Origin of the sequence: Sorangium sp. So ce145, assembly GCF_051525985.1 — a bacterium.
Classification (GTDB): Bacteria; Myxococcota_A; Polyangia; order Polyangiales; family Polyangiaceae; genus Sorangium; species Sorangium cellulosum_B.
This window is the reverse complement of the sequence record NZ_CP150315.1, coordinates 6632103-6654840: the sequence shown is the minus strand read 5'-3', so window position 1 is coordinate 6654840 and position 22738 is coordinate 6632103. Positions and strand designations below refer to the sequence as shown.

Genomic DNA, 22738 nt, shown 5'->3' with positions numbered 1-22738 from the left:
TCTTTGGCCTGCCCTTGCGGCCCGAGACGTAGCTCGAACGACGAGCCACGTCCTGCTCCCGGTGGGCGCGGGCGGCCTACTCGCCGGGGCAGGCGATGAACAGCGTGGCCCCCTGCTGGGCTTCCCCTCCGCCGACGAACCGGATCTTGCGGCGCTCGTCCGCCCGGCAGTCGGCGACGATGGCCGGGTCGCCGCGGCCGTTCGCCGGGTCGACGTAGCACCACCCGTGTACCGGCTCGCCGCCCGCCTCGACATCGTCGCTCACGTCGTGCCTGCACGCCTCGCCCTCTGCGCCTGCGAGCTGCTCGATCTCGCACACGCAATCCCAACCGGCGGCCGCTGCGATCGGATCGGCGAGCACCTCTTCCTTCGCCGCCGCGTGCTCCTCCGTGACGTCGGCGCGCGCCGGGATGTCAGCGCAGCTGCACGCGCCCTGCGCGTCGCGCGCCTCGAGGATCAGACAGGCGACCTCCCCTCCAGCCTCGGGCGTCAGCGTGCGCTGCAGGCACCGGCTGTCGAGGCCTGTCTTCAGACGCTCGATGATGGCGCCGATCGCCGGCCGGTAGCCGAAGTCGGCCGCGTTGTCGTCGGTGAGCTGGCGCGGGCACACCGAGCCGACGATGCCCTGGGGGCCGAGCTCCCGGATGAGCTGCAGCTCGCGGAGGCTCGGGTAGGCCTTCACCTTGATCTGCGTCGTCGACCTGGGCGCCGGATCCTCCTGGCCGTTCCCCGCTTCCGGCTCGCACAGCGGGTTGTCGATCGCCTGACCCCCCACCGCTCTGCAGTCGCAGCTCTGAGCCGCCCCGTCGCAGCGCTTCACCGCGTCGCTGGGGAGATCGAAGATGCAAGCGTACTGGAGGTCCCCCGTGCCATCCGCCGGGATCGTGTACTCGCGGCCGTTGATGGCGTTCCAGCCGGTCGCCTGCGGCGGGACGATCGTGTCGCCGGTGATCGGGTTCGCGCCGGAGCGAGGCTTCATCGACTCGACCATGAAGGGATCCTTCGGCGGCTGGTACTTCGCGGGATCGCCGAGGATGAGCTCCCAGGTGCTGCCGTGGTCGCCCACCGGAGCGCTGAGCTCGTCGGCGCTCTTGAACCCACCGACCGGCTCGCCTTCCCGGTTGAGGCCGTTCAGCAGGTCGGGCTGGCCTTGCGCGTTCTGGCGCGCGATGTCCTGCCATGGCACGCCGACGATGCCGGCGAAGAAGACGAGCTCGGGATCGCGGATGGTGTCGTCGAGGTCGTCCGGGTTCAGATCGCTGAAGATCGGGTTCGGGACCAGCTCGCCCCTGCGGTTCGGGATCTCCGCCTCGGTGAAGGCGCGCCTGTAGCGGTCGATCGGATAGAGGAAGTTGAAGCCGAACCGGCGCTTCTGGTCCCAGCAGCGAGAGTTGATCGGGTCCTCCGCGGCGGTCAGCCTGGCCGCGTCGCCGTCCGGGTCTGTGCACGCCGGGTCCTCGGTGCAGCCCGTCTGATCCTGGCGGCACGACCTGCAGCACGTGTTGCCCGGGTCCTGGGCGCACTCGGCGCGCGGCCGCCACATCCGGAAGCCCGGCGCGGTCTCCGCGACGAGGTAGTCCATGCCCTCCTCGCGGATCGAGCAGTCGTTCTCGTCGGTGAGCATGAGGATCGCGAGGAGGGAGCTCGGCCGCAGGAAGTCGGCGCGCTGCTTCTTGACGACGGCATCCTCGCCGGTGACGACGATGTACTCGGTGGCCGGGTCGACGCTGATCGTCTCGTAGGGCTCCGGGTCGACGAGGAAGCGGTACACGCTCTCGAGCTGCGCCTCGAAGCCGCAGCCGGTCTGCCCCGTGCCCCTGACCATCGCGGTGAGCTGCCCGACCAGCGACGTGTCGTTGAGGTCGGCGTTCGAATCATTGGGGCCGATGTCCGCCTCGCCGTCGAGCGGATCCGGCCTCTCCGGCTCGCCGTCGAGCTTCTGATCCGGATCCCAGGCCAGGAAGCCCCGGTCGAGGTAGGTCGGGATGTCGTTTGTGGTGGAGTTCTCGTCGCTGCGCGCGAGGAGGTGCGCCATGTCCACGTTCGAGGCGCTCGTCGTCGCCTGGCAGGCGCCCGACCCGTGGCCGCCGAGGCTCGAGCTGATGATGCCGATGTGGAGGTCCTTGATCGGCGCGAACTCACGCTCGTAGTCCTGCGGACAGGGGGCGTTCGGCGAGCCGACCGTGGTCGGGGGCATCGCGCCGGCCCTGTGGATGCAGCGCGGGTTGACGAGACCGTGGACGAGGTCGGGGATCGCGATGGCGAGGACGTCCTGCTTGTCGGCCATCGAGCTCGAGTTGTCGATCGCCAGGAGGAGGTCGATCTTGTCGACCGAGCCCTGCACCAGCCGCTCGGGGTGCACCGTCGCCGGTCCTGGCTCCGACATGCCCCCTGCGCCGCCCGTCCCTGGGCTCTGCCCACCGTCGCCCGGCTCCGTGCGAATATTCTGCGCGCAGCCGCCAGGCGCAACCGTGGCAACGGCCCAGAGCCAGACCGCCGCTGCTGCTGCCCTGCTCCTGCCCCTCATGGAGCAGAGCCTCTGGCGGTGTGCTTCGTGAGTCAAGCGCTCCGCGCTCCGGGCGCTCGTCCGCCGCCGCCGAGCGCGGCCCAGGAAAAAATCTTCGGGACGACCGATGAATCGGGCGCGGTCGCGCGGTCCTAGGGATCGAATCGGCCGCGCCGCGCCGCCATGACGCCGGGGCGGGAGGACCGATCTGTCCAGAGCGAGCCAGGAGGAGACGATGGAGACGAGCGCATCGATGTCGGAGCAGCACGTGGAGCCGGTGGTTGTGTCGAACAAGAAGGTCTGGGCCGGGCGGATCCTCAGCGGCCTCTCGGTGGCGTTCCTGCTCTTCGACAGCATCGGGAAGCTGATGAGGGTGCCCCAGGTGCTGGAGGGGTCGGAGCAGCTCGGCTATCCCGTGAGCTCGGTCCGCGGCATCGGGGTCGTCCTGCTGGCGAGCGTCGTCACCTACATGATCCCGCGCACCTCCGTGCTCGGCGCGATCCTGCTGACGGGCTTCCTGGGCGGCGCCGTCGCCACGCACGTGCGCGTCGACAACCCGCTGTTCAGCCACGTCCTGTTCCCTGTGTACGTCGCCGCGATGATCTGGGGCGGGCTGCTCCTGCGCGACGAGCGGCTGCGCGCGCTGCTCCCGCTCCGGAAGTAGCGGGATCGAGAAATGATCGCGCGACCGATGCGTCCGAGCGGGTCGCGCGGTCTGTGATGGAGGAGCGCCCGGGGTGCCGGGCGAGCATCCAAGGAGAGACGACGATGCGATTCTTGAGCGGGGGCGAAGCGCTTCCTCCTGGTCGCCGGGGACGGCCACTGCGAGGTGCTACCGCTGATGGATGGGCCTCCGCCCTCCTGAGCGCGCAAGCCGCGGCGATTGCACCATCATATGAATTGTACAGCGTGGTGGCTGTCTGAAGCCTCCGGCCAGAGTCTCATCTCTGCCGGTAGGGTGTGGACAGGCTCCGGCCAGAGTCTCATCTCTGCCGGGAGGGAGTGGACAGGCTCCGGCCAGAGTTTCATCTCTGCCGGGAGGGAGTGGACAGGCTCCGGCCAGAGTCTCATCTCTGCCGGGAGGGAGTGGACAGGCTCCGGCCAGAGTTTCATCTCTGCCGGGAGGGTGTGGACAGGCTCCGGCCAGAGTTCCATCTCTGCCGGGAGGGTGTGGACAGGCTCCAAGGGGGCGAACCGCCCTTGACTCCGTGCGCGCGCTCACTTCTACGTGGTGTGCGTCGCCATCGCCTCTCCGCGGCGCCAAGGAGCCCAACCATGCACACACGCAAGCTCGGAACTCTCCAGGTCTCCGCCCTCGGCCTCGGCTGCATGGGCATGAGCGATTTTTACGGCGAGCGCGATGAGGCCGAGTCGATCGCCACGATCCACCGCGCCATCGAGCTCGGCGTCACGCTGCTCGACACCGCGGACATGTATGGTCCCTTCACGAACGAGGAGCTCGTCGGCCGGGCCATCGCGGGCCGGCGCGATCGCGTCGTCCTCGCGACCAAGTGCGGCATCGTCCGCGACCCGAACGACGTCACGGTCCGCGGCATCAACGGCGCGCCGGAGTACATCCGCTCGGCGTGCGACGCGAGCCTGCGGCGCCTGCGCGTCGATGTGATCGATCTCTACCAGCTGCACCGCGTGGATCCGAAGACGCCCATCGAGGACAGCGTCGGCGCGATGGCGGACCTCGTGAAGGCCGGCAAGGTGCGCGCGATCGGCCTCTCCGAGGCCAGCTCGTCGACGCTCCGGCGCGCCCACGCCGTGCACCCGCTCGCGTCGGTGCAGACGGAGTACTCGCTCTGGACGCGCGATCCCGAGGACGACGTGCTCGCCACGTGCCGCGAGCTAGGCATCGGCTTCCTCGCGTACAGCCCCCTCGGCCGCGGCTTCCTCACGGGGCAGATCCGGCGCTTCGAGGATCTCGCGCCGGACGACTACCGCCGCACCTCGCCGCGATTCCAGGGCGACAACTTCCAGCGGAACCTCGATCTCGTGGTGAAGGTCGAGAGCATCGCGCGGGAGAAGGGCGTGAAGGCGTCGCAGCTCGCGCTCGCCTGGGTGCTCGCGCAGGGGGACTTCACCGTCCCGATCCCCGGCACGAAGCGCCGCAGCTACCTCGAGGAGAACGTCGCCGCGGCGACAATCACGCTCGGCGAGGGCGATCTGCGGCGCCTGGACGCGGTGGTGCCGAAGGGCGCGGCCGCCGGCCTCCGCTATCCGGAGCCCGGCATGCAGCTCGTGAACCGGTGAGCGAGGCGGCCTGAGGAGCACACTTCGGTCCGCGGCCGCGAGCGCCGCGCGAGGGCTACTGGCACGCGGTGGGCACGCTGCCCCAGTGGCTCTTGGCGACGACGAACCCGTCCGGACCGGACGTCGAGTGTGAGCCGCACAGCCCATCGGCGTCGGAGATCACGGAGTCGATGCCGATGCCGTACTCCCAGTATTTGACCTCGAGGCTCGAGTCGTTGGTCGTGCCGCTTCGCGCCGGGATGGAGGGGACGAGGATGCCGCTCGACTCGAAGAACTCGAAGCCCTCGATCGAGATCGAGAGCGTCACGTTGCGCACCTGGCCGACGCAGGTCGTCCTGCACGTGGGGTAGCCGGCGGTGCTCTCCACCGTGAAGCCGGAAGGGCAGCCGGACGGATACGTGCAGTAGCCGGTGCATTTGACGGGCAGGGGCCCCGGCAGGTCCACACACTCGTACTCTCCTCTGCCCTGGATCGTCTGGCGCCGGGTCTCGAACCCCCCTGACGTCACCGAGGTTCGGCTGCCGAGCTCTCGATACAACACGTAGTCGTTCTTGAACGACTCGTCATTCGTGCAGAGGCCGCCGTTGCAGTGGGCGACCGCGGCGAACACACCGGACTCCTGGCCTTCCAGGAGATAGCGCTCCCCCGCGATCTCGACCGCATGGTCTTCACCACCCAGCTCGCCGATCAAGCCCGCCTTCGCCGCGGCGATCTCGTCGGGCGAGCCGATCGACACGCCGGCCACCTTGATGGGCCGGCCGTCCTCGTCTCGTTCGACCATCACCGGCCCCATCTCGAGCTCTTCGGCCCGCCTGGCGACCCACCCGAGCGCGTCGTGCTCGCTCGCGAAGCGCAGCCCGCCGTCCGCCGAGGGCTGGGCGAGAGGGGCGGCGTCGTCCGCCTCGGTCGACGCGGCGGTGCAGCCCATCATGAACGCCGCGGCGAGCAGAGGCGCGGCTCGGTACGTTCGGCGAGGAGTGTTGGCGAGAAGCCCGTGAGTTCTTTCGGTCATGGAGCGATCCTTTAATCACGCTCCGTGCCACGCCCGCGTCGAGGGCCCACGACCTGGCCAGGCGCTCCGGGGACACGACGCCGGGCGGCGCGAGCGCGGGGTGGCCTGCGCTGGTTTGCTCAAATTGAGCAGGGACTCGCGCAATCGGGGTTGCGTTGCGCAGGAATGGCCAAGCGCGCGGGGTACAGAGGCGGGGACATCCGCGCGGCACGAAGGCGTGTTCCACAGGGCGCCAGCCCGCGACGGAGTGGGATGTGGGGCGGACGCCCCGAGGGGCGCGCGGCGATCACACCTCTTCGGGCGCGCGGCCGGCGCGCTCCTTCGGGCGCGCGGCGAGCCACGCCTCTTCGGGCACACCGGGCAGCCGGAGGACGCGCAGGGGGCCCTCGGACGAGACCAGACCGGCGAGCGCCGGATCGGTCATCACCTCGTGGAGATCGCGCTCCGCGCCGTCGACCGTGCATCGTCGCCGCACGAGGCGGACGACCTGGGAGTAGTCCACGTGATCCGGATTGTGCGCGAGCCCGAGAGGTTGCCACAGCGTGTGCTGGCCGTACCTGTGGGCCGCGCCCGGGTCGAACCAGCCGTAGTTGGCTGCCCGGTCGGGGCGATCCGCGAGGCGGTTGGTGAGTACCCAGTGCTTGCCCACGTTCTCGATGAGCCCGGTCCTCCCCGCGACCTGCTCCTCGAGGCGGCGGTGGTGCTCCAGCATGCGGGAGGTGTTCGCCATCGAGGCGTCCGGGGCGCCGATGCACGGCGGGATCCGCACGGTGGCCTGCTCCCACACGAGGTCGCAGAGGCGCGTCGTCAGCATCGCGCACTCGAGCAGATCCGCGATTCGCTGGGTCGTCCGGGCCGAGGCGTTGACGCGGACGGAGTCCTCCGCGTCGCCGATGCGGAGCGCGTCGGCGCTCACGAGGAACGTCGCGCGGCGCTCGTCGAGCTGGCTGTACACCGGGACCCACGAGATCGGCGCCACGTGGCCGGCCTGCACCGCTTCGAGGATGGCCTCCTCGCGCGCGGCGCACGCGTGCTCTGGAAGGCCTGCGACGAAATCGGTGCCTCTCAGGACGTCTGTCATGCTCCCCCCTCCCGCGAGCGCGACCGCGGCGCTCCAGGTGGAAGCGTGAGCGGAAGCGGACGCGGCAGGAAGAGGTTTCGCGCGCTCGCCCGCGGCGTGCCCGCGGCCGCGCGCTCCTGCGCCGCTTTGCGCTGTCCGTCCGCTCGCCCTAAGCTCCGCCCCATGTCGCCCTCGGCGAGCCGTCCGTCCTCCGCTTCCCGCTCCCTCCTCGCCGCCTGCGCCGCTCTCCTGGCCGCGCTGGCCGCCGGCTGCGGCTCGAGCGCCGCCCGGGGGCCCGAAGCGGGCGCCGAGATCGCGTCGATCGACGCGCGCCTGCGCGGCAGCTTCCGGCTCGTCCGGTTCGAGCCCGAGGTCCCGCTCGAGCCGATGCTCGCGTCGATGCTCGAGTTCCAGTACGCGCACCTGGTCGTCCGCTTCGACGGAAAGCGCATCCTCGCCGACTCGCCCGGCCTCCACGTGGACCGCGCCTACGAGATCCGCGATCCCGCATGGGATCGGTTCAAGCTGGTCTCCTACGACGAGGCGGGGGTCGCCTACGAGGCGCTGTGCGAGTTCTCGGACCAAGGAGAGCTCGTCGTCCATGCGCAGACGCCGCCCTGGAAGGGCGTCGCCACGCTCCGGCGGGCGCAGTGAGTCTCTTTGGCTGAGAAAATCGAACCGCCTCCGGCAATGCGCTGAATCCACTCGTCGGATGAGAAATCGTGACGCGTCGGCGTAATGCTCCGGCGGCCGTTCTGCGCGCGCAGCTCGGCGTTCTTGATCTTGCGTCACCGCCCCGGCGGCTCTAGTCCGTCACGCACGGCCTGACTGTCGGCTCATGGCGAGTCGACTCCACAGGGGAGACCTCGTGTCGCAACGCGGTGAAGGCGCGTCGGGTGATCCGCTCATCCGGCGCGCCCCAGGTGACGCCCAGGCGCTTCCGGACCCGTCGCGCGGCCGGTCAGCGGTGGACGGAGCGGCGCGAGCGCTCCCGGCAGCGAGCTCCTCGCTCGCCGAGCTCGCCCAGCTCGCGTCGCCCCAGCCTGCCTGGAAGGGCCGGCGGTCGGCTCGGCCCTGGCTAGCCGACCCCTACCTCGGTGAGCCGTTCGGCGCGCCGCTTCCTGCCGTACCCGTCAACCAGGCCGACGAGCGCCCCGCGCCGGCTCGCGGGCGAGCCCGTCGACGTCGCGCCGCAGGTGCTTGATCTGCCGCGCGAGGCGGCCGACGCCCTCCTCCACCTGGATCCCGAGCTGCGCGACCTGCTGCTCCAGGCTGCGGAGGCGCTCCTCGTGCGCGGCGAGCGTCGGCGGTGTCTCCGAGCCTCCGAGCTCGTAGACCGTGGTGCGCGACACCCGCATCGTCTCCGGCTCCTTCGCGGTGGAGGGCGGCTGCGTCACCTCGCCCCCCGACCAGAGCCTCGCGGACGCGCGCGGCGAGCGCCGGCGCCCGGGCGCGGTCACGTCGCCTTGAGGAACCTGCGGGCGCCTTCCCATACCGCACCTTCCAGCTCTGCTGCCATGTTTGGGCCCAGCGTCAGCGCGTGTCGCCCCGAGGCCACGAGGACGAGCTCCGTCGCGCGGAGGAGCGCGACGGACAGCCGCGCCACCGGTCCGCTCGGCGGATCGACGGACCACGCGACGGCCGTCTGGGTCAGCCGGTGCGAGCGCGCGATCGACGGCCTCGACTTGAGCCTGAGCGCCGGGATCGGCCTGTAGGCCGCTTCATCGATCACGAAGGTCGCCGTCACATCGACGCTCGCGGCCTGGCCCCCTGGCCAGGCAGTCGCGATGCGGTGAAGCACCTTCGGCCACCCTCCGACGGCGCGGCTGGAGCCCTTGATCCGCTGCGGGATGGCCCCTTCCGGCATCATCTCCCAGCGCAGCTTGAGGTGGGCGCTCGTCTCCTCCCCGGGGACCGGACGGAGATCTCCGTAGAGGTACAGGGGATCCACCTCCGCGGGCTTCCCCGTCGGGAGCGCGTAGAAGTAAGCGGAGTAGTCGACCTTCGTCCCGCTCTTCCCCGCGCCCGGGATCGCCGACATGCCCGTGGCCTCGACGAACCTGCCCCACTCCCGCGGCGAGGCGCTGGCGCGGAGCACCGCCTCCAGCGAGTCGAGCGTGACGCCGCGCCCGCGCTTCCCCGACCCCGGCTCCGACCCACCTCCGGCACTGCCCTTCACCCGCGCAGCACGTGCTGACACAGGCATGTGATACACGTGACCATTGTATCGACGGAGAGAAAATTATCATTTATCGAAGAAATTTTGTGATTTTAGTGGGTTGGTGTATGCCTTTGTGGTGTGTTCGGCGGTAGGTGCTGCCCTCAGGGAGCGACGCGCGCGCCATCTACGTTCGCACCCGCGGCGGGTGCCGGGACCCGTGGGGGCGAAGTGGCCTTCCGGTGGGTTCTCGTGGGGTCGTCGCGGAGTCGCCACGTCTGTCGAGGCGCGCTGTGCGCCTATCAAAGCGGTGTTCGGTCCGCCGGTGAGCGCTACGCATCGAGCCATGACGTTCACGGCGCTTCCCGCGTGGCCCTGGGTGCTTGTCCTGCGGCGGGGCGGCGGCTCGTCCGGGCCCGTGGAGTGGTCGCGCCCTGAAGCGTACGCTCGCCTACGAGACCCACCGCGAGATGCGTGGAGCAGGCAGCGGATCCGCTGCGTCAGGGTGCGTCGACGGGACAGGAGGACGTGCGCTGTCGGAGGCGCTGCGCGTGCCTTCCTCGTGCTCGAAGTTCACCCGGCGGGGTCGTCCTTTGATAAGATATCTAGAACGGACGTAATTGTCCATACGGCGCGCCAAGGAATCACCGGATCATGAACAACGGCGAAGCGGATGGTCTCGCTGCGATGCGAGCGGAATTGGAGGGGCTCCGCTGGCGCAACGCCGAGCTCGAGCGGGAGCTCGCCGAGAAGCAGCGCGTGGAGACCGCCCTGCGGGAGAGCGAGGCGCGCTACCGGGGCATCGTCGAGGACCAGACCGAGCTCATTTGCCGCTTCCGGATGGATGGCACGCTGACCTTCGTCAACGACATCTACTGCCGGTACTTCGAGAAGACGCGGGAGGAGCTGGTCGGCCACCGCTTCATGCCGCTGGTCCCCGACGAGGACGGGCCGCAGCTCGCCCGGCAGTTCGCGAAGCTCGGCCCCGAGAACCCGATCGTCCACACAGAGCACCGCGTCATCCTCCCGAACGGCTCGGTCCGCTGGTTGCACTGGACCAACCGCGCCCCGCTCGGCGAGGGGGGGCCGCTCGCCGAGTTCCAGGCGATCGGCGTCGACGTCACCGAGCGCCGGCACGCGGAGGACGAGGTGAGGCGCCTCAACGCCGAGCTCGAGCTGCGCGTGGCGGACAAGACCAAGCGGCTCGAGCAGATGGTCCGCGAGCTGTCGACCCCGCTCATGCCGGTTGCGGATCAGGTGATCGCGGTGCCGCTGATCGGCTTCCTCGACAGCGACCGTGCCGCGGCGACGCTCGAGGCCGTGCTCAACGGGGTCGTCACGCACAGCGCCAGGACGGTGGTCCTCGACATCACCGGCGTGGGGGTCATCGACTCCCAGGTAGCCGACTCGCTCGTCCGGCTGGCCAAGGCGGTGAACCTCCTCGGCTCCCAGGTGGTGCTCACCGGCATCCAGCCGCGGATCGCGCAGACGCTGGTCGCGCAGGGCGTCGGTGTGGGCGGCGTCGTGACGCTCCGGACCCTGAAAGAGGGTATCGCGTTCGCCCTGCGGCGCGGCCTCACCGCCCCTCGACCTTCGGCCCACCAGGGCAGCTAGCTCCGAGCCTCGGAGATCCCGCCAGGGATCACCGCACCACGGAACCAGAACAACCGCGGAGCGGACGCCGAGGCTCGGCGCGCAACATCGAGGAAACAAACGAAACAAAGCGAGCGCTGCTCGCGCTGCGCCTGCTCGTTCAGGCTCACCGGACAGCTGGCGTGCGCCGGAGAGGGCGCGCCTGCCCACTATCCAGTCTCACGTACGATCGTGTAGCCTCATCGACGATGGCGCACACGCAAACGACTGCTCAACCCGACGTGCATTCGGCTGCTCACGGCGCGAAGGCCAGCGAGGGCTTTCAGCAGACAGGAGGGGACATCGACTCGCGCTACATCAACGAGGATATCGCGCCCGTGCGCTTGGATCACCGCAAATGGGGGATGAAGGACATCGCCGCGCTGTGGGTCTCCATGTGCGCCTGCACCCCGACGTACATGCTCGCCTCGGGCCTGATCGCCGAGGGGATGAGCTGGGGGCAGGCCGTCCTCACGATCCTCCTCGGCAACGTCATCGTGCTCATGCCCATGATCCTCAACGCGCACGCGGGCACGAAGTACGGCATCCCGTTCCCCGTCTACTGCCGGAGCGCCTTCGGCATCCGGGGGGCGAACGTGCCCGCGGTGCTGCGCGCCCTCGTGGCCTGCGGCTGGTTCGGGATCGGGACGTGGCTCGGCGGGTGGGCCATCTACAAGATCGTGGCGGTCTTCGTCCCGTCGATAGAGCAGATGCCGCCGACGCCGCTGGGCATCAACGTCGCGCAGCTCGTCTGCTTCCTGCTCTTCTGGGGCGTCAACATCTGGATCATTCGCATGGGCATCGAGTCGATCCGGATCCTGCTGAACATCAAGGCGCCTCTCCTGATCGGCCTCGGCCTGGCGCTGCTCCTCTGGGCCTATAGCCGCGCCGGCGGGTTCGGCCCGATGCTCGAGAAGCCCTCGTCCTTCGGGGTGGGGCAGCCCAAGGAGGGCCAGTTCTGGCTCTTCTTCTTCCCGGCGCTCACGGCGATGGTCGGCTTCTGGGCCACCCTGGCCCTCAACATCCCGGACTTCACGCGCTACGCGCATTCGCAGCGCGATCAGGTCATCGGGCAGGCGATCGGCCTGCCGCCCACGATGGCGTTCTTCTCGTTCATCGGCGTCGCCGTCACCTCCGCCACGGTCGTCATCTACGGCGAGACGCTCTGGGATCCGGTCATCGTCATCACCCGCTTCGAGAACCCGGTCGTCCTGATCATCTCGCTCGCCGCCCTCTGCATCGCCAACCTGGCGACGAACATCGCCGCGAACGTCGTGAGCCCGGCCAACGATTTCTCGAACCTCTGGCCGTCGCGGATCTCCTTCCGCACCGGCGGCCTCATCACCGGGATCATCGGGATCCTGATGCAGCCGTGGCGGCTCGTCAGCGACCCGACGGGGTACATCTTCACCTGGCTCGTCGGCTACTCCGCGCTGCTCGGCCCCCTCGGCGCGATCCTGATCGCGGAGTACTACGTCGTCCGCAGGACCAACCTCGATCTCACCCAGCTCTACAAGCGGGAAGGGATCTACTGGTACGCGGGCGGGTGGAACCCCGTCGCGATCGTCGCCCTCGTCCTCGGCGTCGTGCCCAACTTGCCTGGCTTCTTCGGCACCATCAAGGTCGCGACGGTCTCCAAGGCATGGATGGATCTCTACAACTACGCCTGGTTCACGGGCTTCGCCATCTCGTTCGTCGTCTACGTCGCCCTCTCGCTGATTCGCCGCCCGGCCAAGCTCGCCGCGGCCTGACCCTCATCGCCTCGCGCCGAGGCGCGCGACCCCACCGCCCATCCAACTCGGCATCAACGCCGTCGGCCGCGAACGCCGCATCTCCCCCGCGGCGCGCGCCCTCGAGACGCCCTCTGCCTCGGGAGCGCCGCCGGCGCCTCGCCGGCGCGCGCCGCCCCGATGGGTCGCTTTTTTTGTAGGCGAGCATTCATCTCGTGATCAACGACGAGAGTCGCCGATGGCAACAACGTTGTTGTGGGTCGGGGCCCCACCGTGGGAGACCTGTGGTGTGTTGTGGAGGGCTCCCGCCGCCGAGGGGCTCCGCGCTTTAAAAGTGTCTTGCCAAACAACGTGTGTTGATTCCATCCGTCTGTCTCTTGCTCCGTGGGCGCCTTTCGATGGATCATGAAATGTCGCTCTTCTCCCGCCTTCGAGGTGCCCATGAACAAGCTCGTCCTCTGGTCGCTCCCGGCTCTCGCCCTGGCCGCATGCGCTGAACACGGCACGCCTGTCGACGAAACCCCGGCCGTCGCGGGCGCCCCGATCACGGTCGCCGCCGCCCGGCCCTACTCCCTCTTCGAGAGCGGCCAGGTCCGCCCTCTCGCCCTCTCGCCCGACGGCTCGATGCTCTTCGCCGTCAACACGCCTGACAACCGGCTCGAGATCTTCAAGGTCAGGAGGGGCACGCTCGAGCACCGCGGCTCCGTCTCCGTGGGCATGGAGCCGGTCGCCGTCGCGGCCCGCAGCGACGACGAGGTCTGGGTCGTCAACCACCTCTCCGACAGTGTGAGCGTGGTCGACGTCTCGAGGCCGAGGAAGCCCCGCGTCGTGCGCACCCTCCTCGTGGGTGACGAGCCTCGCGATATCGTCTTTGCCGGCGCCGGCAAGAGCCGCGCCTTCATCACGACGGCGCACCGCGGCCAGAACAGCCCTGTGGATCCGGCGCTCACCACGCCGGGCGTGGGCCGCGCCGACGTCTGGGTCTTCTCGGCGGCGAGCCCGAGCCCCGCGCCGCTCAACATCATCACCCTCTTCAGCGACACGCCGCGCGCGCTCGCCGCCACGCCCGACGGCTCGCGCGTCTATGCGGCGGCCTTCCACTCCGGAAACCGCACCACGGTGATCGAGACCAACGTGGTCAACCTGGGCCTCGGCCTGCCCCCGCCGACCACCAACGCCGCCGGGGTCCCGCAGCCCTCGGCGCCCCTCATCGTCAAATTCAACGGCACGCACTGGGTGGACGAGCTGAATCGATCCTGGGACGACAAGGTGAACCTCTCGTTGCCCGACAAGGACGTCTTCGTCATCGACGCCCTGGCCGACCCGCCCGCGCCCGTCGAGGGGCCCGGGGGCGTGTTCCGGGGAGTCGGCACGGTCCTCTACAACATGGCCGTCAACCCGGTGAGCGGGCGCGTCTACGTGGCCAACACGGAGGCGTTCAACGAGAATCGCTTCGAGGGCCCCGGCGTCTTCGCCGGCCACACCGTGCGCGGCCGCTTCAACCACAACAACATCACGGTGCTCGATCCAGCGACCGGCGGCGTCGCCCCGCGGCACCTGAACAAACACATCGACTATAACACGTGCTGCGCGCCGGTCCCGAACGCCGAGAACCGCAAGAGCCTCGCGCTGCCCACGGGCATGGCCGTCTCCAGCAACGGGAAGAAGCTCTACGTCGCCGCGCTCGGCTCGGACAAGATCGGCGTCTTCAACACCGCGGCGCTCGAGGCGGACACCTTCGTGCCGAGGCTCGCGCGCCAGATCCCGGTCTCCGGCGGCGGGCCGACCGGCGTGGTGCTGGACGAGGCGCGCGGGCAGCTCTACGCCCTCACGCGCTTCGACAACTCCATCTCGATCATCGACGTCGGCGACAAGGCCGAGATCGCGCACGTGCCCATGTACAGCCCCGAGCCGGAGAGCGTGGTCCGCGGCCGCCGCTTCCTCTACGACGCGTCGTTCACGTCGAGCCACGGCGACTCGGCGTGCGCGAGCTGCCATGTCTTCGGCGATCTCGACAGCCTGGCGTGGGACCTCGGCGACCCCGACGCGGTGAACACGCCGATGCCAGGCCCGTTCGCGCTCGATCCGGCGATCTTCGGCGCGCCCCGCGAGTTCGCCGCGCTCAAGGGGCCGATGACGACGCAGAGCCTGCGCGGGCTGGCCAACCACGGGCCGATGCACTGGCGCGGAGACCGCACCGGCGGGAACGACGCGCCGAGCGCGCAGCCGGACAGCGGCACCTTCGACGAGGATGCCGCGTTCAAGAAGTTCAGCGTCGCCTTCGTCGGCCTGCTCGGGCGGGACGCGCCCATCCCCGCGGCGGACATGCAGGCGTTCACGGACTTCACCATGCAGATGATGTATCCGCCCAACCCCATCCGTCAGCTGGACAACTCGCTCACGGCCGATCAGGCGGCGGGCAAGGCCTTCTTCACCCTGCCGGCCAGCGAGGGCGGCGCGTGCGCCTCGTGCCACGTGCTCGATCCAATGGCCAACGCCGAGCACGGGGTCGCGTTCCCCGGCTTCTTCGGGACCGACGGGCGCTACACGTTCGACTTCATCTTCCAGAGCTTCAAGGTCGCCCAGCTCCGCAACGTCTATCAGAAGGTGGGTATGTTCGGCATGGTGCAGAACCCGCGCTTCAACGACCGGAACTTCGAGTTCCAGGGCGATCAGATCCGCGGGTTCGGTTTCGGCCACGACGGGACGATGGATACGATCTTCCGCTTCCACGATCAGAACGGCTTCAACGAGGCGCCGGGGATCGCCGGCTTCCCGCCGGGCGCGGCGGGCGACGTGCTGCGCGCGCAGGTGACCGACTTCCTGCACGCCTTCGACAGCAACCTGGCGCCTATCGTGGGCCAGCAAGCGACGCTCGCCGGCGCGGGCGACGCGGCCGCCGAGCTGCGGGTGGATCTCCTGATCGCCCGCGCCGACGCGGGGGAGTGCGATCTGGTGGCGAAGGTCCGCAGGCACGGGGACGAGGAGGGCTTCCTCTATCAACAGGGCGCTGGCACATTCCTGCGGGACAGGGCGGCGAGCGCGGCGATCGGCGCGGCGGCGCTGCGCGCGATCGCGGCGCCGGACAAGGCGCTGACCTTCACCTGCGCGCCGCCGGGATCGGGGGTGCGGATGGCGCTCGACCGCGACAGCGATGGGGCGCTCGACGGCGACGAGGCGGACGCGGGGACCGACCCGGCCGATCCGGCGAGCGTGCCCTGAGGCTCCGCGTACGACGCGCCGCCCTGCGCGCGGTCATCCACCCCCGATGACCGCGCCGCTCACCGGGGTCGAGGAGGGCAGGGGCTCGCCCCGCGCCCGCCGGCGCTCGCGGCACCGACGCCGGAGACCCGGCCAGATCAGGTGATGGTGAGTCGGACGCTCCCTGCCTCGTCCTCTGCTCGCTGGAGCTGATGGGCGAGCATGCGCCTCCAGGGGATTTCCCCGAGGAGGATGTCGTCGATCGCCCAGGTGAGGTGCTCCATGGCGGCTCCCAGGGCCTTCATCCCGTTCATGAAGATGAGCTCCGTGTCGGGCGTGGTGAACGGCCGCGGCTCCAGGGCCCCCGCGGCGGCGATCGCGGGCGTCATCAGGACAGGGCCCGCGGCGATCACGTCGGGCAGGTGCTCGACGCGGGTGCCGGCCCGCCGGACGGCGGCCACGCGCCGCTTCACCGCCTCCGCCGGGTTTCCCTCCAGGGCCTTGTCGACGCGGAGGTTCAGCGCCCAGATGGCCGCGTACCAGGGGTTGCGGATCGCCGGAAAGCCCCTGTCCCGCTGGATGGCCCCGTCCTCCAGCGAGATCCTCGGCGCGATCATCTTCAGCGGCACGGGGGCGCGCGTCAGCCGCTTCACCGCCGCCACCTGGCGACACGCCTTCACGACGGACTGCCCCTGGCTCTTCGCGGGCACCTTCGCCTGCGCATACAGCGTGTGCTTGACCTCGATGTAGGCCAGGACGGCCTCGGCTGGCACGCGCTCCCGGATCGCGAGGTCGCCGCCCAGCCCGCGCAGCGTCGGGAAGCGCGCGGCGTCGTAGATGATGATGTCCTCGCCCTGCTTGTCCCCCGTGACATCCACCACCCAGCCGCGGCAGACGCCGGCGCGCTCGGGGAGGAACTTCCGGAGCGCATGGCACATCGCGATCTCCAGCTCGGGACCGAGCTCGAGGGTCGCGAGGGCGCGGAGCTTCCGGAACTCGTCTTCCAGGTGCTCGACGATCTCCTCGGACCAGCCGTCGTAGAACCCGCCGCGCGGCGGGGCCTCCGCGAGGCCGCCCGGCGCGCCCCCGCCGCCGCGCTTCGAAGCGGCGATCCCTGGCCGCGTGGTCGTCTTCGCGCGCTTGCCTGCCATCGTCACGTCACCCCCGCCGAGGCTTCCTCGCGAGCCACGCCCGGTCTCCCCACGGGCACGTGAAATCGAGCGGCTTCGTCAGGATCCAGAGCACCGGCAGCGGCGGCGGCGCCGGGGGCGTGGGCCCCGCGCCGTCCGTGAAATAGATGACGCCGGAGACCTTCCGCGCCGCCAGGAACTCCGGGGCGAACACCGGCCGCAGATCGGTCCCGCCGCGGCCGCCGACCTCGTCGAGCCGCCCGTCGAACGCGTACACGCGCCCGATCTCCACGTCGCACTCGACGACGGTGATGCGCGCCGACTCGCTCATCACCTGCAGCTGCCGGGCGATCTCCGAGAGCTCCTCGCGCCGCATGCTCATCGACGTGTCGATCGCGACGAGCACCGACGGCTTCGTGATCGCGCGGGGCGCGTACGTCCTGCCGGGGACCTCGCCGACGCGGCCCGGGAAGCGCCGGTTCGGCCGCGCGTACGTGTGCACCGGCGCGCGCTCCCTGGCCACGAACATCCTGAGCGCGGTCTTCCAGTCGAGCGGGTGCGCGGGCGGGCCCAGCGCGTCCGTCAGCTCCTCGATGAGCCGCCCCGGCGTCTTGCCCGCGAGCAAGAGGACGGGCACGTCCGCCGGATCGCCGTCGTTCGCGAGCGCGTCCGCCTCCTCGGCGGCGCGCAGCAGGAGCTGCCGCGTCTGCTCCACCGCGCCCGGCTCCCGCGAGGGGCGCCGGAGCACGCGGTGATCGTCGACGGCCTCGCCGCCGCGCTGCGGGAGCTTGCCCTCGCGCGCCGCGCTCACGAGCAGCTCGTAACGCTCGAGCGTGCTCTGGCCGCCGCGCAGGCCGATCGGGGCGTAGGGCTGCCAGCGGATCGGATCGGGCAGCGGCTCCTCGATGTACTCGTTGGCCGACATCTCCAGGGCGAGGTCCATGAGCTCCGGCTCGTCCGCGCCCGCGAACTTGGGGTGGCACAGGTGCCCGAGCGCGACGTGGTGCACCTCGTGGAGGAGCACGCCCCGCAGGAACACGGGCTCGTTCATGAACGACTCCACGTTGACGTGGAGGAAGAAGCGGCCGTCGAACAGCGAGACGGCCATGCGCTTGACCGAGGGGTCCGCGACCGGCGCGAGCCGCGCGAGGATCGCCGCGTAGCAGGGGTACCGCTCCAGGAAGCCGGGATCGCGCACGAAGGCGTCGAGCCACGCGGCGAGCGCGTCCGCGGGCACCTCGCGCACCTCGCCGCGCCCCGCTGTCTCGCTCATTGCGGCCGGACCGGCGTGACGCCGTGCTTCTTCAGCGTCCCCGCGAGCCGGAGGGCCCAGCGCTCCGGCAGCTGCGCGAGCAGCTGGCCCAGGCACACGCGCGCGACGTTGCTCCGCCGCACGTCGACGAGCTTCGCCTGCTGCGCGAGGTGCGCCGACAGCGCGGTCACGACGAGCCCCACGCGGTGCTGCCGCAGCGGATCGGCGCGCCACGCCAGCACCTTCTGCTCGGCGGCGCTGCCCGCGTAGTTCTGGAGCAGCTCCTCGGGCCGGACGTCGATGAGCTGCGTGGCCGTCGCGTTGCCGCCGAGCGCGTCCTGGAGCCGCTCGCGGTGGTCGCCCGGCAGGTCGGCGAGCAACGCCTCGAACGCCCCCAGCGACAGCTTGCGCTGCGCCGCGAGCACGCCGACCTCCGGCCCCTCGAGCAGCGGCGCGAGCCGCGCCGTCACCTCGTCGAACCGGTCGGTCTCCCCGCGCTCGCGCGCCCCGCGCAGCACCTTGCCCGCCGGCGAGCTCGGCCCGTACTCGGCGAGCAGCGCGCGCAGATCGAACGGCAGCCGCGTCGACCAGGTGTCCTTCGACGCGAGCAGGAGCTCGACCCAGCTCGGGGGCAGGTACCCGCCCAGGGCGTCGCGCAGGAGCACGCCGTCCGCGAGCTCCTCGGGGCGGAGCGCGCTCAGCACGTGCGACGCATAGGTCCAGGTGCGCGGGGGCACGTCGTCGAGGATGCGCTCGTGCCCCTGCGCGAGGGCGATCACGCCCGGGTGGAGCCCGTTCACCTGCGCCCAGGCGAGCCACGACGCCCGGTCCGCGCGGACGTTGAGGTGAAGGAACCGCGCCCGGAGCGCGCGATCGAGGGGGGTCACCTGATAATCGGCCGACTCGGGGTTGACGGCGGCGAAGCACACCCAGCCCGCGGGCAGCTCGTACTCGTGCAGCCGCCGGGCGCTGAGCAGCTGGAGCGCCGGCTGCTGGATGTACCGCTCCGCCCGGTTGAGCTCTTCGAGCATCAGGATGCCGGCGCCGTCCTGGGGCAGCACCGACGGCGCCGCGTAGGTGGTCCGGCCGTCCCGGATGACCGGCAGGCCCACGAGGTCGGGCGGCTCGAGGAGGCTCAGATCGAGCACGACGGTGGCGATGCCGAGCCGCTCGGCGAGCTGCCGGACGAGCTCGCTCTTGCCGATCCCCGTGGGCCCCTCGAGCAGCACCGCGCGGCGCGCGCGGTAGGCGAGCTCGAGCACGGCCTCGAGGCGCGGCCCGACCGGGATGGGCGCGGAGCGTCCTTCGAGGAGGTTCGGTGAAGTCGCCGGCGTCGGCCTGCCCGGCGCGTTGCCATCGGATCTGGGCTTCGTCACGGATGAAGAGGGGGTGCCGCGCGAGGGCGCGAAGAAAGGACCGCCGGGGCCCAGCCCTTCCGTACCCGACGGGCTTCCGGCGCGCTTCGTCTTTCTTGCCGGGTCGCCCCGAGCTCTAGCAGCCGCTGCGCGACCTGTCATTCACCACCGCCCACGCGACAGGGCGGGCCGCGGCGCGTTCAGGCGCCAAGGAGCAGCCCGAGGGCGGCCGCGAGCGCGGCGTCGCTCCACGAGGACAGCCCGCGGGGCAGGAGCACGGTCGCGTGATGAGGCGGGCCTTCGCAGCGCCGCGATCCCTCGTAGGTGCGCCCCGTCCGCGTGAGCGCGTAGCTGCAGCGCCCGATCGTGCCCGTGAGCTGCCGCTCGTCCAGCCGGTAGTCGGAGAGGGCGCCAGCCAGGAGGCCCTGCGCGCGGAGCCCTGCCTCCGCCCGGGTCACCGAGAGCTCCAGCGGCATGGCGCCGACGATGCCGGCCGCGCGGTGCCCCGTCGCCGTGACGTTCACGGTCCGGTTGAACGCCACGCCCCGGACTGTCTGCCCGTCGCGCCCTCTGTCAGCGGCGTACACGCCGAGGTTCACGTCCGGGCCGACGACGCGCCCCGGTTCGATGTCGGCGCTGACGAGCTCGCCCCGGGCGGTCAGCAGGATGAACTCGTTCGGCCCCGCGGCGCGGAAGATGTCCTCGCGCGCCGGGGATTCGGCGCCCGGCGCCGTCCCGCACGCCGCGGTGAGCGACAGCGCGAGCGCGAGTAGCCAGTGACCGCGCCCCGGGAGAAGGTTCATCCGCATCGCAACACCTCGCCGCCCGATCGGGTGTGCCCGATCGGCCACGCGCAACGTGATGCCGTTGATGCCGGACCGGTAGACGCCTGTCCCGCCGGGAGCGCGCTTCACGGCTCCGTCCCTGATGGCATCAGGGACGCCCCTGGCGAGTCCGTCCCGAGGGCTCGTCCGATCGGCCCTCTTCAGCGAGGCAGCTCGAGAGGGGCGCAGGTCGAGACGCCGGCGCCGACGATGCGGAAGCCGATGTTCGTCATGTAGTCCGTGTCGATCGAGCCGTCGGACGGGCGATAGCGGCTCACGTTGGTGGTGCGCGACGGGGACCCGAGCTCGCTCGGGGCGGTGTAGAAATAGAAGTCGCCACCCCAGAACGAGAACGCCCACGCGCTGGGGGTCTCGATGCCCGGCAGGTCCGTGGCCTCGATGATCTCGCCGGTCTCCTTGTCGATCTCGGCGAGCTGCACCGGGGTGGTCGTGAAGAAGCCGAAGAGGCGTCCATCCCCGGTGCCGGTGAGCTCCGCCGAGATGTCACGCATCGAGCCGCTGAACTCGCCGACCGGCGTCACGGACGCGCCGTCGATCCTCCCCAGCCCGATGCCCGGCGTGCCCGTGGCGCCCGCCACGAACAGCTGCTCGGTGTCCGGGCGCGAGAGGTCGCTCGAGAAGCCCATGCCGAGCCGGGCCCACCCGCCGGCGAGCGTTGCCCCGGAGGGCTCGCAGCTCGCGTCCTCGGTGCTGACCTTGAACAGCGTCCCCTCGCTGTCGTCGGGCTCCACGTAGTTGACCCACGCCACCGCGTTGCGATCGATCGCCATCGAGTTCGGATCCATGCCGGTCCGGCACCCCAGGACACCAATCTTCGTGAACTCCTTGCGATCGGGCCTGAAGCTGTAGAGCTCGTTGTCCTGTGAGAGCACGTACACGAGGGATGCGCGCTCGATGCACCCGTTGTCAGGGGCGCCACTCCCGTTGCCCCCATTCCCGATGTCTCCGCTGTTCCCGCCGATATCGGTGCCGGAGCCAAACGGGTCGTCCTGGCCGCCCGCGCCGCTCCCTTCACCGCTCTCTCCGCCACTCTCTCCGGCGCCCGAGGACGGGTCGGTCTCCGTCGCGGACGTGCCGCGGCTGGACGCGCTGCAACCGGCCGCGGCGAGCGCGATCCAGAAGCACCATCGTGCGATTCGCATATCCGCTCTCCCTTTCGCGTGATTCGCTCTTATAGCCGCGAAGCGCGCGTACGGGTACACGAAGTCGCACCCTCGCTCAATGGGGCGTCCAGGTCGAACGGCCCTTGGCGGGCGGGGTCATCAATAGATAGGGATGACCTCGTCTGACTGGCAGCAATAGTAGGCCAGGCTCTCCGGTGTCACCTGGCCCATGGCGACTCCTCCGGTCGGGGCGCACCGGCCTGGGTCGTCCCTGATCCATCGCGCCTCCATGCTCTCGAGCCGCAGATCCGGCCCCGCGACGCACTTCGGCCCGGCCATCGTCACCGTCTCTGCGCCGAGGAGCTCGCGACAGCCGCCGTCCTCGTAGACCGAGACGAGCGCGGCGCACGTGGCGTCCTCGAGCTCCTCGCACGCGCAAGGCGTGCAGGTGCGCGTGTCGTCGAAGCCCTCGGCGACCGCCAGCAGATCGGGATACGGCTCAGGGCACTCCGGCGCGCGCTGGAGGAGATGGCGGATGCACATCGTGAAGCCCCCGGACCGCCGCCTGGGGGCCGCGACACACATCGTCGAGGGATCTCTGCACTTGTTCTTGTCGGCCGCGCCGGTGCACGCGCGCACCCGGGTGCTCGCGGGGGCGGCCAGCTCGGGCGGCGCTCCTCCGGAATCGTGCGTCGGGGCGCACGCGCTCACGGTCGGCGCCGGGATGAGGAGCGAGCCGAGCTCGCCCGAGGTCGCCGCGGCCGGCGCCGTGCACGCGCCGCTCCACCCCTCGGGGGCGGCGAACGACGTGGACGCGGTCCCGTCGCACGTGGCCGAGGCGCTCCCCAGGAGGCCTGAAGGCAGCTCGCAGGAGGGCTTCGTGCAAAGGCACGTCGGACACCTGTGCTCGCCGCTGAACCCGCTGTAACCGTCGAACAGGAGATCCGGCGCCTCCACCGGGCACTCCGGTGGGGACGTCCCGCCGGTCGCGTCGCCCCTCCAGAGCAGGATGGGATCGTCGAACCCGAGGGGCGGCGGCGGCACGCATGCGCCGTCGCACACGGGGCACGGATCATTGCACTCGTGAGCATCCAGGCTGAAGCACGGCTCGTTGCACGAATAGATCTGGACAGCGCCGCCTTCCCAGCAGCCCGCGAAGCTGCCGGCGCCGGCGAGCGCGAGCGCGATGCCGAACGGGTCCTTCCTTCTCCTCATCGTGATGGTCCTTCTCTCGCGTGTCGCGTTTCGGCTCTTCGGCAGGGGGCACCGCGACGATCGCTCGGCGCTGCCCCAAGCCTCTCTCTTCCCGCTCCTTCACGCCGGCGAGGCGACTCGACCGGGGGCGCGCGGCGCCCTTGTCACTTCGGAGCCAAGGAGAGCTCGCACGCCTATTTCATACTTGGGCAGGCGAGGACAAGGAAGCCGAATCTGCCGTGAAGGCGCGATGACTCGAGTGTATATCGAATGTATTTCCGATAGGCCCCGAGAAGATCTC

Annotated in this window: 17 protein-coding genes; 6 read left to right on the top strand and 11 right to left on the bottom strand. The window is 70.5% G+C overall.

Annotated elements, in window-relative coordinates:
- Nucleotides 1-76 precede the first annotated feature (76 nt).
- Nucleotides 77-2386, bottom strand: coding sequence for a hypothetical protein (locus tag WMF34_RS24355; RefSeq protein ID WP_437989269.1), 2310 nt, complete (start codon nt 2384-2386; stop codon nt 77-79).
- Nucleotides 2387-2741: 355 nt separating this feature from the next.
- Here WMF34_RS24355 and WMF34_RS24350 point away from each other — a divergent pair, with 355 nt between their 5' ends.
- Nucleotides 2742-3170 (top strand): DoxX family protein, encoded by a 429-nt coding sequence (locus WMF34_RS24350; protein ID WP_012237361.1) that lies wholly within the window; start codon nt 2742-2744, stop codon nt 3168-3170.
- Nucleotides 3171-3781: 611 nt separating this feature from the next.
- A complete protein-coding gene (locus tag WMF34_RS24345; protein ID WP_437989268.1) occupies nt 3782-4765 on the top strand; it encodes an aldo/keto reductase in 984 nt (327 codons plus the stop codon).
- A gap of 55 nt (nt 4766-4820) precedes the next feature.
- Here the strand turns inward: WMF34_RS24345 and WMF34_RS24340 are convergent, their stop codons facing one another.
- The gene (locus WMF34_RS24340) at nt 4821-5777 is read right to left on the bottom strand and encodes a hypothetical protein (RefSeq protein ID WP_437989267.1); all 957 of its coding nucleotides are present in this window, start codon (nt 5775-5777) and stop codon (nt 4821-4823) included.
- Between the two features lie 286 nt (nt 5778-6063).
- Nucleotides 6064-6858 (bottom strand): hypothetical protein, encoded by a 795-nt coding sequence (locus WMF34_RS24335; RefSeq protein WP_437989266.1) that lies wholly within the window; start codon nt 6856-6858, stop codon nt 6064-6066.
- 162 nt (nt 6859-7020) lie between these two features.
- Here WMF34_RS24335 and WMF34_RS24330 point away from each other — a divergent pair, with 162 nt between their 5' ends.
- On the top strand, nt 7021-7491 hold the full coding sequence (locus WMF34_RS24330) for a hypothetical protein (protein ID WP_437989265.1): 471 nt from the start codon (nt 7021-7023) through the stop codon (nt 7489-7491).
- A gap of 479 nt (nt 7492-7970) precedes the next feature.
- On the opposite strand, the gene WMF34_RS24325 is transcribed toward WMF34_RS24330, so the two are convergent.
- Entirely contained in the window at nt 7971-8297 is a 327-nt protein-coding gene (locus WMF34_RS24325; protein ID WP_437989264.1) for a hypothetical protein, read from the bottom strand.
- Complete coding sequence (locus tag WMF34_RS24320; RefSeq protein ID WP_437989263.1) at nt 8294-9043, bottom strand: hypothetical protein; 750 nt, start codon at nt 9041-9043, stop codon at nt 8294-8296. Before WMF34_RS24320 ends, WMF34_RS24325 begins: the two co-directional genes overlap by 4 nt.
- A 639-nt stretch (nt 9044-9682) precedes the next feature.
- Between WMF34_RS24320 and WMF34_RS24315 the strand changes: the two genes are divergently transcribed.
- From WMF34_RS24315 to WMF34_RS24305, 3 genes are all read left to right on the top strand, one after another.
- Nucleotides 9683-10609, top strand: coding sequence for a PAS domain S-box protein (locus WMF34_RS24315; RefSeq protein WP_231864227.1), 927 nt, complete (start codon nt 9683-9685; stop codon nt 10607-10609).
- Nucleotides 10610-10836: 227 nt separating this feature from the next.
- Nucleotides 10837-12378 (top strand): NCS1 family nucleobase:cation symporter-1, encoded by a 1542-nt coding sequence (locus WMF34_RS24310; RefSeq protein WP_437989262.1) that lies wholly within the window; start codon nt 10837-10839, stop codon nt 12376-12378.
- 420 nt (nt 12379-12798) lie between these two features.
- Entirely contained in the window at nt 12799-15579 is a 2781-nt protein-coding gene (locus WMF34_RS24305; RefSeq protein ID WP_437989261.1) for a YncE family protein, read from the top strand.
- Nucleotides 15580-15716: 137 nt separating this feature from the next.
- Here the strand turns inward: WMF34_RS24305 and WMF34_RS24300 are convergent, their stop codons facing one another.
- The 6 genes from WMF34_RS24300 to WMF34_RS24275 form a co-directional block, all read right to left on the bottom strand.
- Nucleotides 15717-16709 carry a DUF6602 domain-containing protein gene (locus WMF34_RS24300; protein WP_012237351.1) on the bottom strand — a complete coding sequence of 331 codons (993 nt, stop codon included), beginning with the start codon at nt 16707-16709 and terminating at the stop codon, nt 15717-15719.
- Nucleotides 16710-16716: 7 nt separating this feature from the next.
- Nucleotides 16717-17961 (bottom strand): vWA domain-containing protein, encoded by a 1245-nt coding sequence (locus tag WMF34_RS24295; RefSeq protein WP_437989260.1) that lies wholly within the window; start codon nt 17959-17961, stop codon nt 16717-16719.
- Nucleotides 17958-19316 (bottom strand): AAA family ATPase, encoded by a 1359-nt coding sequence (locus WMF34_RS24290; RefSeq protein WP_012237349.1) that lies wholly within the window; start codon nt 19314-19316, stop codon nt 17958-17960. Before WMF34_RS24290 ends, WMF34_RS24295 begins: the two co-directional genes overlap by 4 nt.
- A gap of 179 nt (nt 19317-19495) precedes the next feature.
- A complete protein-coding gene (locus tag WMF34_RS24285; protein ID WP_437989259.1) occupies nt 19496-20209 on the bottom strand; it encodes a hypothetical protein in 714 nt (237 codons plus the stop codon).
- Nucleotides 20210-20280: 71 nt separating this feature from the next.
- Nucleotides 20281-21282, bottom strand: coding sequence for a hypothetical protein (locus WMF34_RS24280; protein ID WP_012237347.1), 1002 nt, complete (start codon nt 21280-21282; stop codon nt 20281-20283).
- A 120-nt stretch (nt 21283-21402) separates the two neighbouring features.
- Nucleotides 21403-22458 carry a hypothetical protein gene (locus tag WMF34_RS24275; protein WP_012237346.1) on the bottom strand — a complete coding sequence of 352 codons (1056 nt, stop codon included), beginning with the start codon at nt 22456-22458 and terminating at the stop codon, nt 21403-21405.
- Nucleotides 22459-22738: the final 280 nt, after the last annotated feature.

Bases quoted from the DNA above. Each gene is read 5' to 3' on its own strand.
- WMF34_RS24355 (WP_437989269.1), bottom strand. From the start codon at position 2,386: ATGTCGGAGCCAGGACCGGCGACGGTGCACCCCGAGCGGCTGGTGCAG.
- WMF34_RS24350 (WP_012237361.1), top strand. From the start codon at position 2,742: ATGGAGACGAGCGCATCGATGTCGGAGCAGCACGTGGAGCCGGTGGTT.
- WMF34_RS24345 (WP_437989268.1), top strand. From the start codon at position 3,782: ATGCACACACGCAAGCTCGGAACTCTCCAGGTCTCCGCCCTCGGCCTC.
- WMF34_RS24340 (WP_437989267.1), bottom strand. From the start codon at position 5,777: ATGACCGAAAGAACTCACGGGCTTCTCGCCAACACTCCTCGCCGAACG.
- WMF34_RS24335 (WP_437989266.1), bottom strand. From the start codon at position 6,858: ATGACAGACGTCCTGAGAGGCACCGATTTCGTCGCAGGCCTTCCAGAG.
- WMF34_RS24330 (WP_437989265.1), top strand. From the start codon at position 7,021: ATGTCGCCCTCGGCGAGCCGTCCGTCCTCCGCTTCCCGCTCCCTCCTC.
- WMF34_RS24320 (WP_437989263.1), bottom strand. From the start codon at position 9,043: ATGCCTGTGTCAGCACGTGCTGCGCGGGTGAAGGGCAGTGCCGGAGGT.
- WMF34_RS24315 (WP_231864227.1), top strand. From the start codon at position 9,683: ATGCGAGCGGAATTGGAGGGGCTCCGCTGGCGCAACGCCGAGCTCGAG.
- WMF34_RS24310 (WP_437989262.1), top strand. From the start codon at position 10,837: ATGGCGCACACGCAAACGACTGCTCAACCCGACGTGCATTCGGCTGCT.
- WMF34_RS24305 (WP_437989261.1), top strand. From the start codon at position 12,799: ATGAACAAGCTCGTCCTCTGGTCGCTCCCGGCTCTCGCCCTGGCCGCA.
- WMF34_RS24300 (WP_012237351.1), bottom strand. From the start codon at position 16,709: ATGGCAGGCAAGCGCGCGAAGACGACCACGCGGCCAGGGATCGCCGCT.
- WMF34_RS24295 (WP_437989260.1), bottom strand. From the start codon at position 17,961: ATGAGCGAGACAGCGGGGCGCGGCGAGGTGCGCGAGGTGCCCGCGGAC.
- WMF34_RS24280 (WP_012237347.1), bottom strand. From the start codon at position 21,282: ATGCGAATCGCACGATGGTGCTTCTGGATCGCGCTCGCCGCGGCCGGT.
- WMF34_RS24275 (WP_012237346.1), bottom strand. From the start codon at position 22,458: ATGAGGAGAAGGAAGGACCCGTTCGGCATCGCGCTCGCGCTCGCCGGC.